The 16,152-nt window shown below is 76.5% G+C and carries 15 protein-coding genes; 10 read left to right on the forward strand and 5 right to left on the reverse strand.

Annotated elements, in window-relative coordinates; translation table 11 throughout:
* Positions 1–103: 103 nt before the first annotated feature.
* Positions 104–943: a methyltransferase domain-containing protein gene (locus KSE_RS36415; RefSeq protein ID WP_051055580.1), complete on the reverse strand. Its 840-nt coding sequence runs from the start codon at positions 941–943 to the stop codon at positions 104–106.
* A 145-nt stretch (positions 944–1,088) separates the two neighbouring features.
* Between KSE_RS36415 and KSE_RS36420 the strand changes: the two genes are divergently transcribed.
* Together KSE_RS36420 and KSE_RS36425 are read left to right on the forward strand one after the other, a co-directional pair.
* Entirely contained in the window at positions 1,089–1,763 is a 675-nt protein-coding gene (locus tag KSE_RS36420) for a biliverdin-producing heme oxygenase (protein WP_014140410.1), read from the forward strand.
* A 185-nt stretch (positions 1,764–1,948) separates the two neighbouring features.
* Positions 1,949–2,248 (forward strand): hypothetical protein, encoded by a 300-nt coding sequence (locus KSE_RS36425; protein WP_148283217.1) that lies wholly within the window; start codon positions 1,949–1,951, stop codon positions 2,246–2,248.
* A 131-nt stretch (positions 2,249–2,379) separates the two neighbouring features.
* Here KSE_RS36425 and KSE_RS36430 read toward each other — a convergent pair whose 3' ends face one another.
* Positions 2,380–3,990 carry an HtaA domain-containing protein gene (locus KSE_RS36430; RefSeq protein ID WP_014140412.1) on the reverse strand — a complete coding sequence of 537 codons (1,611 nt, stop codon included), beginning with the start codon at positions 3,988–3,990 and terminating at the stop codon, positions 2,380–2,382.
* A 70-nt stretch (positions 3,991–4,060) separates the two neighbouring features.
* Positions 4,061–5,539: an HtaA domain-containing protein gene (locus tag KSE_RS36435; RefSeq protein ID WP_014140413.1), complete on the reverse strand. Its 1,479-nt coding sequence runs from the start codon at positions 5,537–5,539 to the stop codon at positions 4,061–4,063.
* Between the two features lie 171 nt (positions 5,540–5,710).
* Here KSE_RS36435 and KSE_RS36440 point away from each other — a divergent pair, with 171 nt between their 5' ends.
* The 4 genes from KSE_RS36440 to KSE_RS36455 all read left to right on the forward strand — a co-directional run bounded on the left by KSE_RS36440 (position 5,711) and on the right by KSE_RS36455 (position 8,986).
* Positions 5,711–6,745 carry a heme/hemin ABC transporter substrate-binding protein gene (locus KSE_RS36440; RefSeq protein WP_014140414.1) on the forward strand — a complete coding sequence of 345 codons (1,035 nt, stop codon included), beginning with the start codon at positions 5,711–5,713 and terminating at the stop codon, positions 6,743–6,745.
* Positions 6,742–7,833 carry a FecCD family ABC transporter permease gene (locus KSE_RS36445; protein ID WP_014140415.1) on the forward strand — a complete coding sequence of 364 codons (1,092 nt, stop codon included), beginning with the start codon at positions 6,742–6,744 and terminating at the stop codon, positions 7,831–7,833. Before KSE_RS36440 ends, KSE_RS36445 begins: the two co-directional genes overlap by 4 nt.
* Positions 7,830–8,615 carry a heme ABC transporter ATP-binding protein gene (locus KSE_RS36450; RefSeq protein ID WP_014140416.1) on the forward strand — a complete coding sequence of 262 codons (786 nt, stop codon included), beginning with the start codon at positions 7,830–7,832 and terminating at the stop codon, positions 8,613–8,615. Before KSE_RS36445 ends, KSE_RS36450 begins: the two co-directional genes overlap by 4 nt.
* Before the next feature lie 161 nt (positions 8,616–8,776).
* Positions 8,777–8,986 carry a hypothetical protein gene (locus KSE_RS36455; protein WP_033259553.1) on the forward strand — a complete coding sequence of 70 codons (210 nt, stop codon included), beginning with the start codon at positions 8,777–8,779 and terminating at the stop codon, positions 8,984–8,986.
* A 464-nt stretch (positions 8,987–9,450) separates the two neighbouring features.
* Here KSE_RS36455 and KSE_RS36465 read toward each other — a convergent pair whose 3' ends face one another.
* Positions 9,451–10,011: a CGNR zinc finger domain-containing protein gene (locus tag KSE_RS36465; RefSeq protein ID WP_033259551.1), complete on the reverse strand. Its 561-nt coding sequence runs from the start codon at positions 10,009–10,011 to the stop codon at positions 9,451–9,453.
* 84 nt (positions 10,012–10,095) lie between these two features.
* Here KSE_RS36465 and KSE_RS36470 point away from each other — a divergent pair, with 84 nt between their 5' ends.
* Together KSE_RS36470 and KSE_RS36475 are read left to right on the forward strand one after the other, a co-directional pair.
* On the forward strand, positions 10,096–11,313 hold the full coding sequence (locus tag KSE_RS36470) for an MFS transporter (RefSeq protein ID WP_014140420.1): 1,218 nt from the start codon (positions 10,096–10,098) through the stop codon (positions 11,311–11,313).
* Between the two features lie 25 nt (positions 11,314–11,338).
* Positions 11,339–11,998: an ArsR/SmtB family transcription factor gene (locus KSE_RS36475; RefSeq protein ID WP_014140421.1), complete on the forward strand. Its 660-nt coding sequence runs from the start codon at positions 11,339–11,341 to the stop codon at positions 11,996–11,998.
* A gap of 62 nt (positions 11,999–12,060) precedes the next feature.
* Here the strand turns inward: KSE_RS36475 and KSE_RS36480 are convergent, their stop codons facing one another.
* Positions 12,061–13,029: an NADP-dependent oxidoreductase gene (locus tag KSE_RS36480; RefSeq protein WP_231873282.1), complete on the reverse strand. Its 969-nt coding sequence runs from the start codon at positions 13,027–13,029 to the stop codon at positions 12,061–12,063.
* Positions 13,030–13,124: 95 nt separating this feature from the next.
* On the opposite strand from KSE_RS36480, the gene KSE_RS36485 reads away from it, so the two are divergent.
* Both KSE_RS36485 and KSE_RS36490 read left to right on the forward strand, forming a co-directional pair.
* The gene (locus KSE_RS36485) at positions 13,125–14,069 is read left to right on the forward strand and encodes an AraC family transcriptional regulator (RefSeq protein ID WP_014140423.1); all 945 of its coding nucleotides are present in this window, start codon (positions 13,125–13,127) and stop codon (positions 14,067–14,069) included.
* A gap of 143 nt (positions 14,070–14,212) precedes the next feature.
* A complete protein-coding gene (locus tag KSE_RS36490; RefSeq protein ID WP_014140424.1) occupies positions 14,213–16,144 on the forward strand; it encodes a potassium transporter Kup in 1,932 nt (643 codons plus the stop codon).
* Positions 16,145–16,152 lie beyond the last annotated feature (8 nt).

Below are 16,152 nucleotides of genomic sequence, written 5' to 3' on the forward strand. Positions count from 1 at the left end.
GCCGGGATGCATAGCCGCTCCGGCGCCTCCCGTCTCGCCGGGTCACCCGTGCGGGTGGCGGATCGCGCCGAACGGGGGACGGGCGGGGTGCGGGGGCGGGCCGTCAGGCGGCGGCGGGCTTGCGGGCCTCCAGCAGGGTGCGGGACATGGTGGAGACGAACGCGCCCTCGCGCCCGATCAGCCCGTGCAGGTCGCGCAGCCGCTCGCGGTAGCGGTCGACCGAGAAGTCCGGCACCGTCCAGAGCACCTTGCGCAGGAACCAGACCACCGCGCCGACGTCGGTGAACTCCAGCCGCAGCCGCTCGTTGCGGCAGTCGACGACGTCGAGGCCGGCCGCCCGGGCCCGGGCCGCCTCCACCTCGGGCTCGCGGGCGGTCGGGACGGGGAACGGCCCGAGGAAGAACGCGCTCAGCTCGACGTTGGTGCGCCCGCCCACGTGCTGCGCGAAGTACGTCCCGCCCGGGGCCAGCACCCGGGCCAGCTCCGGGAAGTCCACCGTCGCCGGGTGGCGGCTGGTCACCAGGTCGAACGCGCCGTCGGCGAACGGCAGCGGCGCGCCCTCGGGCGAGGCGACCAGGACGGCGCCCAGCGGGTGCAGCAGCCGGGTCGCCCGGGCGGCGTTCGGCGCCCAGCCCTCGGTCGCCACCAGCGTCCGGGGGAAGTTCCCGGCGCCCGCGCCGGCCAGCACCTCGCCGCCGCCGGTCTGCACGTCCAGCGCGGCGGTCGCGGCCGCGAGCCGCTCGCCCAGCAGCCGCTGGTAGCCCCAGGACGGGCGCTGCTCGGTGGCCCGGCCGTCGAGCCAGGAGAAGTCCCAGCCGTCGACGGGCGCGGCGGCGGCCTCCTCGACCAGGTCGTCGAAGGAGCGGCCCGCCGCAGGGCCCGCGGGGCGGTTCGTCGTCCGGTCTGTCGTCCGGTCCTCGGGTCGGTTCGTTGATCGGTCCATGGCGAGCATCCAAGCACGTCGGGGCCGGTGCGCCGAGGGATTCGACGGGCCGGGGGATCTTCCCGACAAGGTGTCGGCAACAGCTTGACTTAGGTGAGCCTCACCTAAATAATCAGGGGGATTCGATCTTTGGAGGCCCTGCCCGATGTCCAGCCCCGACCTGCCGCCCGCCACCTTCTCCGCCCTGCTCCGCACCGCCAGTGCCGAGGAGCACGAGGCCGCGGAGCACTCCTCCTTCATGAGCGACCTGCTCGGCGGGCGGCTCGGCGTCCAGGCGTACACCGACCTCACCGGCCAGCTCTGGTACGTCTACCGCGCCCTGGAGGCCCACCTCGACGTCCTCGCCGCCGACCCGGTGGCCGGCCCGCTCGCCGACCGCGCCCTGCTGCGCACCGCCGCGATCGAACGCGACCTCGACCACCTGGCCGGCCCCGGCTGGCGCGACACCCTCGCCCCGCTGCCCGCCACCGAGGCGCTCGCCGCCCGGATCGAGCACCTCGCCCTGACCTGGCCGGCCGGCTACCTCGCCCACCACTACACCCGCTACCTCGGCGACCTGTCGGGCGGTCAGATCATCCGCGGCGTCGCCGAGCGCACCTGGGGCTTCGCGCGCAAGGGCGACGGCGTCCGGTTCTACGTCTTCGAGGAGATCGACAACCCCGCCGCGTTCAAGCGCGACTACCGCGCCAAGCTGGACGCCGCGGGCGAGCTGATGGACGAGGTCGAGCGCCGCCGGGTCGCCGAGGAGTGCAAGCGCGCCTTCGTCCTCAACGGCGCGATATTCGGCGAGCTGGGCGGCCGGTACCCGCTCAGCGCCTGACGCCCTGAAGCCCTCCGGCGCCATGGTCCTGACACCCTGACAGCCGGACTCCCGGACCACCGCGGGGCCCGGTGCGGAACCGCTCCCGCACCGGGCCCCGCCGCCGTGCGCGCCCGCGGCGGAGCGGCCCGACCAGGGGTGGGGCGGGTGTCGGAGCGCCGGTGCGCTCGTGCATCATCGTCCGCATGAGCGACACGCACGATGACCAGCTGGCCACCCTCTGGCAGGACTTCCTCGACCTGCCCTTTCCGCAGAGCTGCTACCGGCGTTCGGCCGCCGGCGAAGACCTGGTGCTGCTGGAGAGCCACCTCGCCGGCTGCGTGTCCGCCGCGTTGACCGGCCCACTCGACCAACGCCGCAGAGAAGCCCTGCGCACCGGCATGGCCTCCGTCGACGGACTGCTCCCCGAACTCGCCGACGACCCCTCGGCCGCCGACTACTTCACCCGCCTGCGCGCCCTCGCCGAACTCGCCGCCGCGCGCTGAACGGCCCACCACGTCCCCGCCGGGGCCTACCCGGCGGGGGCGGTCGCGCGTCTGCGGCCGGGTGGAGGCGGACGCGGGCGGGCCCGGACGGGGGGATCCGTCCGGGCCCTGGGGTGCGGGGAGGCGCGGCCTTACTCGGCGGCGGCGGCCGACGAGCGGCGGCGGACCAGGACGGTCGTCGCCCCGCCGACCAGCAGCAGGCCGGCGGCGGTGGCCAGCAGCGGCACGGTGTCGGTGCCGCCGCCGGTGAAGGCCAGTTCGCCGCCGGTGCCGCCGGAGGTGGTGAGGGTGGCACCACCGGTCGTACCCGCGCCGCCGGTGCCGCCGCTGGTGCCCGTGCCGGTGGTGGCACCCGTGGACGGGGTGGCGGAGGGGGCGGTGGACGGCAGGGCGGCGTCCTGGTCGAAGGAGAGCACCGCCGTCACCGGGGCCAGCGCCTTGCCCTCCGGGTACTGGCCGAACACCGGCCGGCCCTCGGCCGTCAGCGCCGCCGGCACCTGGCGCAGCGTCACCACGCCGTTCACCGGGGTGAAGTCGGCCTTGGAGACGTCCAGCCTGGCTATCCGGGCCCCGGTCAGCTCGACCGGCGCCCCGCCGCTCAGCGAGGCCGCGTGCACGTCGGCCACCAGGTACGCCCCGGAGGCGTCCACCCGCAGACGCAGGTTCGCCAGCGTGGTGTCCAACTGGTAGGCGCCGTCGGCGCCCTGGTGCCCGAGGAAGCGCACCGAACCGGCGAAGTCCACCGCCAGCGCGTGGGTGTCCGTCCGGTAGGAGCCGCTGCCCGAACCGAACCGGTAGTCGGCCGCCCCGCCGCCGAACTCCACCTTGCCGCCCGACACCGGGCCCGTCACGTACGCGACGAAGTCCGACTGCACGCCCCACTCCAGCCGCCCGTCGACGACCGGCAGCTCGTGCCCGGCCGGGGTGGACACGGACGCTGACGCGGACGCGGAGGGGGACGGCGAGGAGGACGGGGAGGTGGAGGGCGACCCGGACGGCTCGGGCGAGGTGCTGGGCTCGGCGGAGGTGGACGGCTCGGCGGTGGCGGAGGCCGAGGCCGAGGCGGACGGCGAGGCCGAGGCGGACGACGACGGCGACGGCGACGGCGAGGGGGCGGGGGTCTGCTTGAGGACGATCGACAGCGGGTCGAGGGCGGTGCCGGCCGGGTAGAAGCCCGCGAACGCCTTGGCGCCGTCGGCGGTCAGGGTGGCGGCGGTGGCCCCGCCGGCGGTGGTGTCGCGGGCGACGGTGAAGGTGGCCAGCGGGACGTCCTGGCGGAGGGTCGGCGCGGCGGCGCCGATGCTCTCCTTCGAGGCGGTGTCGGCGGTGAGGGTGCCGGTGGTGCCCGAGGTGGTGATCCTCAGGTCGCTCAGTGCGACGTCCAGCGCGCCGTCGTGGGCCAGGAAGCGGATCCCGCCGTCGAAGGCGGCGTCCAGCCGGTGGTTCGTCAGGTCGTAGCTCGCGGGGGAGGCGAGGCCGAAGTGGTAGGTGCCGTCCGGGTTGACGGTCGCCCCGCCGCTCAGCGCGACGCTGCCGCCGCCGGCCGGGCCGGTCACGTAGTTGCGGAAGCTCGCCTTGACGCCCCAGTCCAGCGAGCCGGCGTCGTAGCTGACGGTGCCGGGCGCGCCGGCGCCGAAGGCGAGGGAGGGCAGGCCGAAGGCGGTCAGGCCGAGGCCCGCGGTCGCGGCGGCGAGGGCGGCCAGCCGGGTGCGGTTGCGGCGGCGGGCGGGGGAGTGCGACATGGGTGTGGCTCCGGGATTCGGTGGGGTGGAACGAGGGGGAGTGGGGAGTGGCGGGGCGCGGCCCGTCGGCTCAGGGGCGCTTGCGGCGGCGCAGGACGATCGTGGTGGCGGCCGCCGCGGCGGCGAGGAGGACGGCGGCGAGGGCGGTGACCGGGCCGATCGGGGTGGACGGGGAGGCGGCGGCCGCGACCGGGGCGGCGGCGTCCGGCGCGGGTGCCGGGGACGGCGTCGGGCTCGCGGTCGGGCCGAGGTCGGGCAGCGGGGGGACGGTGGCGGTCGCGGTGAGCGGGAGGTTGACCGTCAGCGGGTCCATCTCGGTGCCGGCCGGGTAGAGGTTGCCGAAGGCGCCCGCGCCGGCGGCGGTGAGGGTGAGCGGCAGGTCGGTGGCGGTGAGGAGGCCGTCCGCCGTGCCCAGGCGGCTCGCGTCGAAGGTGGCGAGCTCGACGGGCGCGGCGGTGTGGGTGGCGCCGTCGGGGGTGCGGCCGGAGACGTCGACGGTGAGCCGGCCCGCGGAACCGGCCGTGGTGAGGCGGGGGTTGGCGAGGGTCAGGTCGAGGCCGTCGGTGTCGCCCTCGCGCAGGCCGGTGAAGCGGACGGTGCCGGTGAAGCGCGCGTCGAGGGTGCCGGTGGCCGGGTCCCAGCTGCCGCGGGCGGGCGTCCAGCGGAAGAAGGCCCCGCCGTCGGCCGCGCCGTCGGCGAGCTGCCAGGCGCCCTTGGCGATCGAGCCGGTGACGTAGTCGCGGAAGGTGCGGCGCACGCCCCAGTCGAACGCGCCGCGGTCGAGCGCGGTGGCGGCGGCGGTCTCCGCGGGCGTCGGCGTCGGGGTGGGCGTCGGCGTCGAGGTCGGCGTCGGGGTGGGCGTGGGTGCCGGGTCGGCGGCCGGGGCCTTCAGGGTGACCGAGAAGGTCAGCGGGTCGAGCGCGGTGCCGGCCGGGTAGAAGCCGCCGAAGGCGTTCGCCCCGGCGCCGGTGAGGGTCGCGGGGACGTTGCTCAGGGTCAGGGTGCCGGAGGCGTTCTTCAGCGAGACGCCGGCCAGTGAGAGGTCGGCGATCCGGGCCTGGCTCGCGCTGGAGGTCTGGCCGGTCTGCCGGGACTTGGAGCTGACGTCGGCGTACAGGGCGGCGCCGCCGTCCGCGCCGGCCTGGACGGTGAGCCGGGAGATCGCCAGGTCGAGCGCGTCGGCGCCGTTCTCCCGGTGGCCGGTGAAGCGGACGCCGCCGCGGAAGGCGGCGGAGAGCGCGCCGGTGGCCGGGTCGTAGCCGCCGGTCGCCGAGTGGAAGCGGAAGAGCGAGCCGCCGACGGTGGCCGCGCCGCCGGTCAGCGCCCAGCTGCCGTGCGCCACCGGGCCGGTGACGTAGGTGAGGAAGGACTGCTTGATCCCCCAGTCGAGCCGGCCGCCGGAGACCGCCGGGTCGGCCGCGGCGGCCCGGCCGGGGAGCCAGGCGAGGGTGAGCAGCAGGGCGAGCGGCAGTACGAGGAGCGCGCGCGGGGTGCGGAGCCGGGCGGCCGGGCGGCGGGGCGGTACGGGGGGCCGTCCGGAGACGGGCATGGCGGATCACTCCTCGGCGGAGGGGAAAGCGGGCAGGTGGCAGGGGGTGCAGGGGAACCACCCCCTTGCCGAATTGAGGTAAGGCTAACCTAATATATGAGTCAAGTGTTCCGCCCACGACCCCCCGGGTCGGCCTCGACGGGACGTCAACGCACCGAGAAAGGCCCGAGGTTGACCCGCACCCTCCGCGACCGGACCAGAACCGCCCCCGCCGTCCGGCTCGCCGTCCCGTTCGCCGTCCTCGGACTCCTGCTCGGCGCGAGCGCCTGCGCCACCGGCCAGGCCGCCCCCGCCGCCCCCGGCGCCGCCGCCCCCGCCGACCCCGACCGGATCGAGCCGCTCCCCGACATCCCCGTCCCCCGACTGCCCGTCACCGTCCCCTCCGCCGACGGCCGGCAGGTCACCGTCGCCAGCGCCGAGCGGATCATCCCGCTCAACGGCAGCCTCGCCGAACTGGTCTTCAGCCTCGGCCTCGGCGGCCGCGCCGTCGCCCGCGACGTCTCCACCACCTTCGAACAGGCCGCGAAACTCCCCGTCATCACCCAGGCCCACGAGGTCTCCGCCGAGGGCGTGCTCTCGCTGCGCCCCACCGTCGTGCTCGCCGACCGCAGCACCGGCCCGGCCGAGGCCGTCGAACAGATCCGGGCCGCCGGCGTCCCGCTGATCGTCCTCGACGACCCCAAGGAGCTCGCCGACATCGACACCCGGATCGACGCCGTCGCCACCGCCCTCGGCGTCCCCGACGCCGGCGCCCGGCTCAAGGAGCGCACCCGGACCCGGATCGACGAGGTCCGCGCCCACCTCCCCGCCACCGGGGCCACCCGCCCCAAGGTCGCCTTCCTCTACCTGCGCGGCAGCGCCTCGGTCTTCCTGCTCGGCGGCCCCGACTCCGGCGCGCCCTCGCTGATCGAGGCCGCCGGCGGCGAGGACGCCGGCACCGCCGCCCACCTCACCGGCGACTTCACCCCGCTCACCAGCGAGGCCCTGGTCAAGGCCGCCCCCGACGCCATCCTGGTGATGCGCAAGGGCCTGGACTCGGTCGGCGGCGTCGACGGCATGCTGAAACTCCCCGGCGTCGCCCAGACCCCCGCCGGACTCGACCGCCGGATCGTCTCCATCGACGACGGCCGCCTGCTCTCCTACGGCCCGCGCACCCCCCAGGTGCTGCGCGACCTCGCCACCCAGCTGCACCGGGACGCCAAGTGACCGCCACCCTGCCCGAGAACACCGCCACCGCCCCCGCCGCGCCGCCGGCCGAGCGGCCCGTCCGCGACCGCCGGCCGCTGCTGCTGGGCGGCCTGGCCGCCGCGCTGCTCGCCGTGGCGCTGCTCGCCGCCGGCACCGGCGCGTACGCCATCCCGCTCGGCGACATCCTCGCCTCGCTCGCCCACCGCGCCCACCTCGGTGGCCACCCGCTGGAACGGGTCCCCGAATCGGTGCTGTGGAACGTCCGGCTGCCCCGGGTGGCGCTCGCCCTGCTGGTCGGCGCCGCGCTCGGCTGCGCCGGGGCCCTGATGCAGGGCGTGTTCGGCAACCCGCTGGCCGAACCCGCCGTGATCGGGGTCTCCTCCGGCGGCGCGGTCGGCGCCGTCGGCTGCATCGTGCTCGGCCTGGACGCCCTCGGCTCCTGGACGGTCACCGCCGCCGCGTTCGCCACCGGACTGCTCACCGTCGGCGTCGTCTACGCCATGTCGCGCAGCGGCGGCCGCACCGAGGTCGTCACCCTGCTGCTCACCGGCGTCGCCGTCAACGCGTTCTGCGGCGCCCTGATCGGCCTGCTGCTGTTCACCGCCGACACCGCCGCGATCAGCCAGGTGACGTTCTGGCAGCTCGGCTCGCTCTCCCAGGCGAGCTGGACGAAGGTGCTCGCCGTACTGCCGTTCGCCGCCCTCGGCCTGGCCGTCGCCCCCCGCCACGCCCGCCGCCTCGACCTGCTCGCGCTCGGCGAGCGCCCCGCCCGGCACCTGGGCGTCGACGTCGAACGGATGCGGATCGTGCTGATCACCGTCGTCGCGCTGCTCACCGCCGCCGCCGTCGCCGTCAGCGGCATCATCGGCTTCGTCGGCCTGGTCGTCCCGCACCTGCTGCGGATGCTCGCCGGACCCGGCCACCGCTTCCTGCTGCCCGCCTCCGCCGTCGGCGGCGCGCTCGTCCTGGTGGCCGGCGACCTCGCCGCCCGCACCCTGGCCGCACCCGCCGAACTCCCGCTCGGCGTCCTCACCGCACTCATCGGCAGCCCGTTCTTCTTCTGGCTGCTGCGCCGCACCCGACGCCGCCAGGGAGGCTGGGCATGACCGCACTGCTCGAAGCCGAGGGCATCGGCTACGCCGCCGGGGGACGCGAGCTGCTGGCCGGCGTCGACCTGACCGTGCGCGCCGGGGAGATCCTCGCCCTGCTCGGGCCCAACGGCGCCGGGAAGTCCACCCTGCTGTCCGTGCTGGCCGGCGACCGGCGCCCGGCCCGCGGCGAGGTCCGGATCGACGGCCGCCCGCTGGCCGCGTACAAGCCGCTCGAACTCGCCCGCCGCCGCGCCCTGCTGACCCAGACCCACGAGGTGTCCTTCCCGTTCCCCGCCGCCGAGGTGGTCCGGATGGGCCGCGCCCCGTGGACCGGCACCCGTTCCGCCGCCGGGGAGGAGGCCGCCGTCACCGCCGCGATGGCCGCCACCGACTGCGCCCACCTCGCCCGCCGCCCGTTCACCGCGCTCTCCGGCGGCGAACGCGCCCGGGTCGCCCTGGCCCGGATCCTCGCCCAGGACACCGCGCTGCTGCTGCTCGACGAACCCACCGCCGCGCTCGACCTGCGCCATCAGGAACTCGTGTTGCGGATCGCCCGGGAACGTGCCGCCGCCGGGTGCGGCGTGGTCGTCGTCCTGCACGACCTCACCCTGGCCGCCGCCCACGCCGACCGGATCGCCCTGCTCGACGCCGGGCGCACCGTCGCCGTCGGCCCCACCGGCGACGTCCTGGACGCCGCACTGCTCAGCCGGGTCTACCGCCACCCCGTCGAAGTGCTGGCGCACCCCGGCGGCGGCGCGCCGATCGTGCTGCCCGAGCGCCCCCGAGAGGCAGATTGACGGATCGTCGGCCCGGGAAGACCTCCGATCGGCGGACGACCGACCGGGCGAGAACCGGGCCGTGCGGCGGTCCGGGCGGGTGATCCGCCCCGGCCGACCACATGGCCGCGCCGAGGGCGGGTAACCGCACCAGCAGGAACCGGACCCCCGGAGGCACCGCAATGCAACTCACCATGGCCCTGCTGCTCGCCCCCCTGATCCTCGCCGCCGCCGTCACCGCGACCCGCGCCCCGGCCCGCCGCGGCCGGCACCGCGCGTCCGCATCCGCGTCCGCCGGAGGGGCGGGCGGGGCCGCCGGAAGCGCCGGCCCCGCCCGCCCCTCCGCCGGGCAGGAGCGGCGCGAGGCGGTCGGCGCCCGCCACGGGCGCTGAGACGGCGCCACCCGGCGCGGGCCGGGGACCCCTGGTGCCCCTCGTGGTCGCCCCACCTGAGGTGGGCGTCGGTGGCATGACCGAGGTCGAAGACGACGTCGCCGACGACCTCGAAGCGCTCCTCCGGGGTCAGGTCGATCCCGGGGGTGCGGACCCCGATCGCCCGCTCGGCGACGTCGACCGGCTTGTGCGGCCGAGCGCGTCGGCCTGCGGGTCCGCCGGGACGGTGGCGATCCCGTCCGGCGGGAAGCCGGGCTCCCGGTGGAACGGGATCCGCCGGCGCCGGGCCGGGCCGGCGGAGCCGTACGGCCGGTAGCCGCCCGGGCTGTGTTCGCCGGGCGCCGGCGGCCCGGACCGGTCGGCGTGGTGCCGGGGTCCGCACGGTGACCCCACTGACCAACTCCTAGTCTCCCCTCGGCGGCCCGTCTCGTTCCGTCGTGCCCACGCTGAAGCCTGACGCGGGGTCAGCCCCCCGCGCCGTCCTGCGCGGCCGCGCGCCGGCGGCGGTGCTCGGCGACCCGGGTGCGGGAGGCGCAGGCCGGGGAGCAGTAGCGGCGGGGGCTGCCCGGGCCGGGGCCGAGGTGCAGGGTGCGGCAGCCGGGGGCCGCGCACTCGCCCCAGACCGGGCGGCCGTGCTCGGTCAGGAGCTGGGCCAGGGCCAGCGCGCTCGACGCCAGCAGCCACTCGCCCCAGCCGGCGTCCGCGCGGTCCACGTGCAGGTGCCAGGCGTGGCCGTCGTGCCGGGACAGGCGGGGGGCGACGGCGTGCGCGGCCAGCGTCGCGTTCAGTGCGGCGGCGGCCGCGTCCGGGTCGGGTTCGGCCAGCAGGTCGGCCAACTGCCTTGCCGCGTCACGCAGTTCGGACAGGTCGGCGTCGGTGAACGCGTCGGGTGCCAGCTCCGCCGGGCGTTCGCCGTGCCGGACGAGCAGGCGCACCGCGAGTGCGCGCGGCAGGTCGGGGTGGGTGCGGACGGCGTTCGCCAGGTCGATCAGGCGCTGGGCGGGCCGGAAGCCCGGGCTGCTCACGTCGGTCTCCTCCTCGGGGTGGTGCGCACCCTGCTGATGTAATGCCTTCGACAAGCAAGACGTTACCGGAGGGGATGGGCCGCCATGCTGCCGCGTTACCTGGGAGTCGCGTTCCTGGCCCGGCTGGCCGACGAGGGCGCCGCCGTGGCGATCGTCCTGCTCGCGCTGGCGCGCACCGGCAGCGCGGCGCCCGGCGCGCTCGTCCTGGCCGCCTGGACCGCCCCGCACGTCCTCGCCGCCCCGCTGGTCGGCGCGCTCGCGGCCCGCACCCGCCGCCCCCGGCTGCTGCACGCCGCCGCGATCGGCGGCTTCGCCGCCACCCTCGCCGTCCTCGCCGCGGTCCTCGGCCGCCTCCCGCTGCCGCTCGCCCTCGTGGCCGCCGCGGCCGGCGGCTGCTGCGGGCCGGTCGTCTCGGGCGGGCTCTCCGCGCTGCTCGGTCGACTGCCCCGCGGCGGTTCCGGCGACTCCGCCACCCGCGGGGACGAACGGGCGCGGGCGTGGGACGCGGTGACGTACAACGCGGCCGGGATGGCCGGGCCCGGGGCCGTCGCGGCGGTCGGCGCCGGGTGGTCGCCGGAGGCGGCGATGTGGGCACTGGCGGTGGTGGCGGCCGGGGCGGCGGCGCTGGTGCCGTGGCTGCCGGAACCGGCCCCGGTGGCGGGGGCGGGGTCGTCCCGGCTGCGGACGGAACTGGCCGACGGGGTACGGACGGTGTGGCGGGTGGTCGAACTGCGGGCGGTCAGCGCCGCGACCGGCCTGGCCTTCCTCGGGCTCGGGGCGCTGACCACCACCGGCGTCCTGCTCGCCGCCCGGCTCGGCCGGGCCGAGGCGGGCGGCCTGCTGACGGCCGCGTTCGCGCTCGGCGCGCTGGCCGGATCGCTGCTGCTCACCGGCCCGTGGGTCGGGACCGCGCCGCAGCGGCTCGCCGTGGCCGGGCTGTCGCTCGCGGGCGCCGGCCTCGCCCTCGCGGCGGCGGTGCCGGCGCTGCCGGTCGCGGTGGGCGGCTTCGCCCTGGCGGGGGCCGGGGACGGCCTGGTGCTGACGGCGACGCTGCGGATCCGCGCCGCGTACTCCCCGCCGCACCGACGGCCCCAGGTCTTCACGCTGGGCGCGGGCCTGAAGATCTCCGCCGCCGCGGCCGGGGCCGCCCTCGCCGCGGCGGCCGGCCCGGGCACTGCCCGGGGCTTCCTGCTCGCGATCGCCGCGCTCCAGGCGCTGGCGGCCCTGCTGTACGTCGGGATGCGGCGGGCGGTTCCGGCGCTGCGCGCCGCCCCGGACGAGGAGAGTACCCTTATTCCATAGAATGCGAGAGGAAGGGGTGGCCGCCATGGCGGACCGGGCCGCGAAGACCGAGCTGTACGAGGCGTTCGCCGCCACCGGCAAGGCCCTCTCCAACGGCAAACGGCTCGAACTGCTCGACCTGCTCGCCCAGGGCGAGCGCACCGTCGAGAACCTCGCCAGGACCGCCGGCCTCAACCTCACCACCGCCTCCGCCCACCTGCAGACCCTCAAGCAGGCCGGACTCGTCGCCACCCGCCGCGACGGCGTCCGCATCCACTACCGCCTCGCCGGGGACGACGTCGCCGCGCTGTTCGTCCAGCTCCGCGAGGTCGCCGCCCGCCACCAGGCCGCCGTCGCCCCCGCCAGCGCCGCCTACCTCGGCCCGGCCGAGGACGACCCGCTCACCCGCGCCGAACTGCGCGAACGCGCCGCCGCCGGACGGGTCGTCACGCTCGACGTCCGCCCCGCCGAGGAGTACGCGGCCGGCCACATCCCCGGCGCGCTCTCCATCCCGGTCGAGGAACTCGCCGACCGGATCGGCGAGTTGCCCGCCGACACCGAGGTCGTCGTCTACTGCCGCGGCGCCTACTGCGCGCTCGCCCACGACGCCGTCCGCCTGCTGCGCGCCCGCGGCCGCCGGGCCGTCCGGCTCGACGACGGCATGCTGGAGTGGCGGCTCGCCGAACTCCCGGTCGAGGCCGCCTGACCCGCTCGGCGAAGGCGAAGGCGGGGACGGCGGCTGACCACCGGACCACCGGACCACCGGGCTCACGGAGTGAGCAGCACCTTGCCGCGGAGCAGGCCCGCCGCGCTGCGCAGGTGGACGTCGGCGAGGTCGGACAGCGGGTGCGTGGCGCTGATGTCGAGGGTGAGCTCGCCCGCGTCCAGCAGGGCCACCAGGGCGGCCAGTCGGGCCGGGTCGTTGCGGGCGATCAGGTGCGTCGCGCGGACCCCGCTGCCCGCGACCGGTTCGATCGGGGTGGCGACCGAGACGATCCGTCCGCCCGGCCGGACCGCCGGGGCCAGCGCGGCGGCGTCGGACGGGCTCAGCGGGACGAGGTTGAGCAGGACGTCCACCGGGCGGTCCAGCGCGGCGGCCACCGGGCCCGCGGTGTAGTCGACCACCCGGTCCGCCCCCTGCCGCCGCACCGCCCGCTCGCTGCGCGGCCCCGCCGTGGCGATCACCTCGGCCCCGGCCCGCTTGGCGAACCGGGTCGCGAAACCGCCGATCCCGCCGCCCGCGCCGTTGACCAGCACCCGCCGGCCGGCCGTCACCTCCGCCTGCTCGACCACCGCCTGCCAGGCCGTCAGCCCCGCCAGCGGCAGGGCCGCCGCGTGCGCCAGCGGGACGGACACCGTCGCCGCCACCAGCGACCCGGCCGGCGCCCGGACGTACTCGGCGGCCGCCCCCGCCCTGTCCAGCCAGCCGACCACCCGGTCGCCGACCGCGAACCCGCCGGTGTGCGGGCCGAGTTCGGCCACTGTGCCGGCGACGTCCCAGCCCGGCGTGTAGGGCAGTTCCACCGGCCGGAAGCCCTGCAGCAGTCCCGCGCGCAGCGCGGCCTCGGTCGGGTTGAACGAGGTCGCCGCGACCCGCACCAGCACCTCCCCGGCCCCCGGGCGCGGCCGCGGCACCTCGTCGTGGCCGATCACGGACACCCCGCCGAACGCGTGGAACCGCGCGGCCCTCATCCGCCGCACCTGCCGGGTCTGCCGCACGTGCCGATTCGTGGTCATGCCGGAAACCTACGGCCGCCCGGCGAGACGATCCATGCGCCGGAGTGCCCCGTTCATGCGCGTCCGTCTCGCGGGCCGGGCGGTAGGCTCGCCGCGTGGACGTGCTCAGCGACGTGGTCACGGTGGCCAGGACCGGCCGCCCCCGCTCGGCGTACGTGCGGTGGCACGCGCCGTGGGCCCAGCGGTTCGCCCCGGTGCCGGGGTCGGCCGGCTTCCAGGTGGTCCTGGAGGGCGGCTGCTGGCTGCTGCGCCCGGACGCGGAACCGCTCGAACTCGGCACCGGCGACGTGCTGTTCCTCCCCAACGGCACCGGGCACACGCTCGCCGACCACCCCGGCACCGCCGTCGCGCCGTCCGCCTGCTCACCCGACGACCCCGAACCGCTGCCGCGGTACGCCGAGGCGGGCGGCGGAGACGGAGACAGCGACGGCGACGGCCCGGCCACCGTGCTGCTCTGCGGCGCCTACCGGCTCGACCCGGCCCGCACCCACCCCCTGCTGCTGACCCTCCCGGACACCGTCCACCTGCCGGCCGATCCGGAGCGTCACCCCGAACTGCACGCCGCGCTAAGGCTGTTGGCCGCCGAGCTGGGCGAACCGCGGCTGGGCGGCGACGTCGCCGTCCCCGCGCTGCTGGACGCGCTGCTGATGTACATCCTGCGGATCGGGTTCGCCGAACCGCCCGCCGGCGGCGGCCGCGCCACCGGTTGGGCCGCGGCCCTCGGCGATCCGGCGGTCACCGCCGCGCTGCACGCCGTCCACCGGGACCCGGCGGCCCCCTGGACGGTCGCGTCGCTGGCCGCCGAAGCGGGCCTCTCCCGGGCCGCGTTCGCCCGGCGCTTCCGCGCCACCACCGGCCGCCCGCCGCTCGGTTACCTGACCTGGTGGCGGCTGACCCGGGCGGCCCGGCTGCTCAGGGAGACCGAGGCGCCGCTGCGCGCCGTCGCCGCCCAGGTCGGCTACGCCTCCGAGTTCGCGTTCGCCCACGCGTTCAAGCGCGTGCACGGGCTCGCCCCCGGCGCGTACCGGCGGACCGGCTGAGCGGGGGAGCGGCTGAGCGGGGGAGCGGGAGGCGCGCCCGGCGGTGGGGCGGGGCGCGCGGCGGTGCCGAACTGCCGTACGTTCGGATCCGGTCGGTTCTTGACCGGCAAGGGCGGAAGACGATCGTAAGGAAGGCGGTCACCATGACCGATCGCGGTTCCCCGGCCCTTCACCCGGGGGTGAGGGGCCCCGCCCGCCTGGCGCTGGTGGTCGGGGCGCTCGGGGTGGTGTTCGGGGACATCGGGACCAGCCCGATCTACACCCTGCAGACGGTCTTCAACCCGGACGACCCGCACCCGGTGCCGGTGAGCACGGACAACGTGTACGGCGTGGTGTCGCTGGTCTTCTGGTCGGTGGTGGTCGTCGTCCTGGTCACCTACGTGCTGCTGGCGATGCGCGCCGACAACGAGGGCGAGGGCGGCATCATGGCGCTGATCACCCTGATCCGGCGGTCGGGCGCCAAGGCGGGACGGCGGACCGCGACCGTGCTGACCGTGCTCGGGATCTTCGGCGCGGCGCTGTTCTTCGGCGACAGCATGATCACCCCGGCGATCTCGGTGCTGTCCGCCGTGGAGGGCCTGGAAGTCGTCCAGCCCTCGCTCAAGGAGGCGGTGGTGCCGCTGACGGCCGGCATCCTGGTGCTGCTGTTCCTCGCGCAGCGCCGGGGCACGGCGGCCGTCGGCCGGGTGTTCGGGCCGGTGATGATCCTGTGGTTCACCGCGGTCGGGGCGTTCGGGGTGCGCGGCATCGCCGGGCACCCGGAGATCCTGCGCGCGCTGTCGCCGACGTACGCGCTCGGCTTCTTCGTCGGCCACTTCGGGACGGCGTTCTTCGCGCTCGCCGCCGTCGTCCTCGCGGTCACCGGCGCGGAGGCGCTCTACGCCGACATGGGGCACTTCGGCCGGCCCGCGATCACCCGCGGCTGGCTGTTCCTGGTCTTCCCCGCCTGCATCCTCAGCTACCTGGGGCAGGGCGCGCTGATCCTGGACGACCCGGCCGACATCAGCAGCCCGTTCTTCCTGCTGGCCCCCGGCTGGGCCCGCTGGCCGATCGTGCTGCTGGCCACCGCCGCCACCGTGATCGCCTCGCAGGCCGTGATCACCGGCGCGTACTCGGTCACCTCGCAGGCCGCCCAGCTCGGCTACCTGCCGCGCCTGCGGATCGCGCACACCTCGGAGTCGACGATCGGCCAGATCTACGTGCCGTGGATCAACTGGCTGCTGATGGTCTCCGTCCTCACCCTGGTCTTCGCCTTCCGCAGCTCCGCCGCCCTCGCCTTCGCCTTCGGCATGGCCGTCACCGGCACGATCACCATCACCACCCTGCTGTTCTTCCACGTCGCCCGGACCCGCTGGCACACCCCGGTGTGGCTGGTCGCCGCCGGCGCGACCGCGCTGCTGACGGTGGACCTGCTGTTCGTGGCGGCGAACGCCACCAAGTTCTTCCACGGCGCGTGGCTGCCGCTGCTGATCGGCCTGGTCGCGTTCACCGTGATGACCACCTGGCAGCGCGGCCGGCGCGCCGTCACCGCCGAGCGGGAGCGGCGCGAGGGCCCGCTGCGCGAGTTCGTCGACCGGCTGCACGACGGGCGGGTGCCGGCCACCCCGATCCCCGGCACCGCGGTCTTCCTCAACCGGGGCAAGGAGACCACCCCGCTGGCACTGCGCGCGAACGTCGAGCACAACCACGTCCGGCACAGCCACCTGGTGATCCTGTCGATCAGGACCGAGCCGGTCCCGCGCGTCCCGGTGGCGGAGCGCTGCGTCGTCGACGACCTCGGCTACGGCGAGGACGGCATCATCCACGTCACCGCCCGCTTCGGCTACATGGAGACCCCCGACGTGCCGGCCGTGCTGGCCCTGCTCGACCCCGCCGACACCGAGGGGCCCCTGGACCTCGACCGGGCCTCCTACTTCCTGTCGAAGATCGAGCTGCGGCGGGGCAAGCTGCCGACCATGGCGCCCTGGCGCAAACGCCTGTTCATCGCGACCTCGTACATCACGGCGGACGCCGCCGAGTACTTCGGCCTGCCCCGGGACCGGACGGTGATCATGGGCTCGCAGATCGAGGTGTGAATCGAGGG

Origin of the sequence: Kitasatospora setae KM-6054 (assembly GCF_000269985.1) — a bacterium.
Lineage (GTDB): Bacteria > Actinomycetota > Actinomycetes > Streptomycetales > Streptomycetaceae > Kitasatospora > Kitasatospora setae.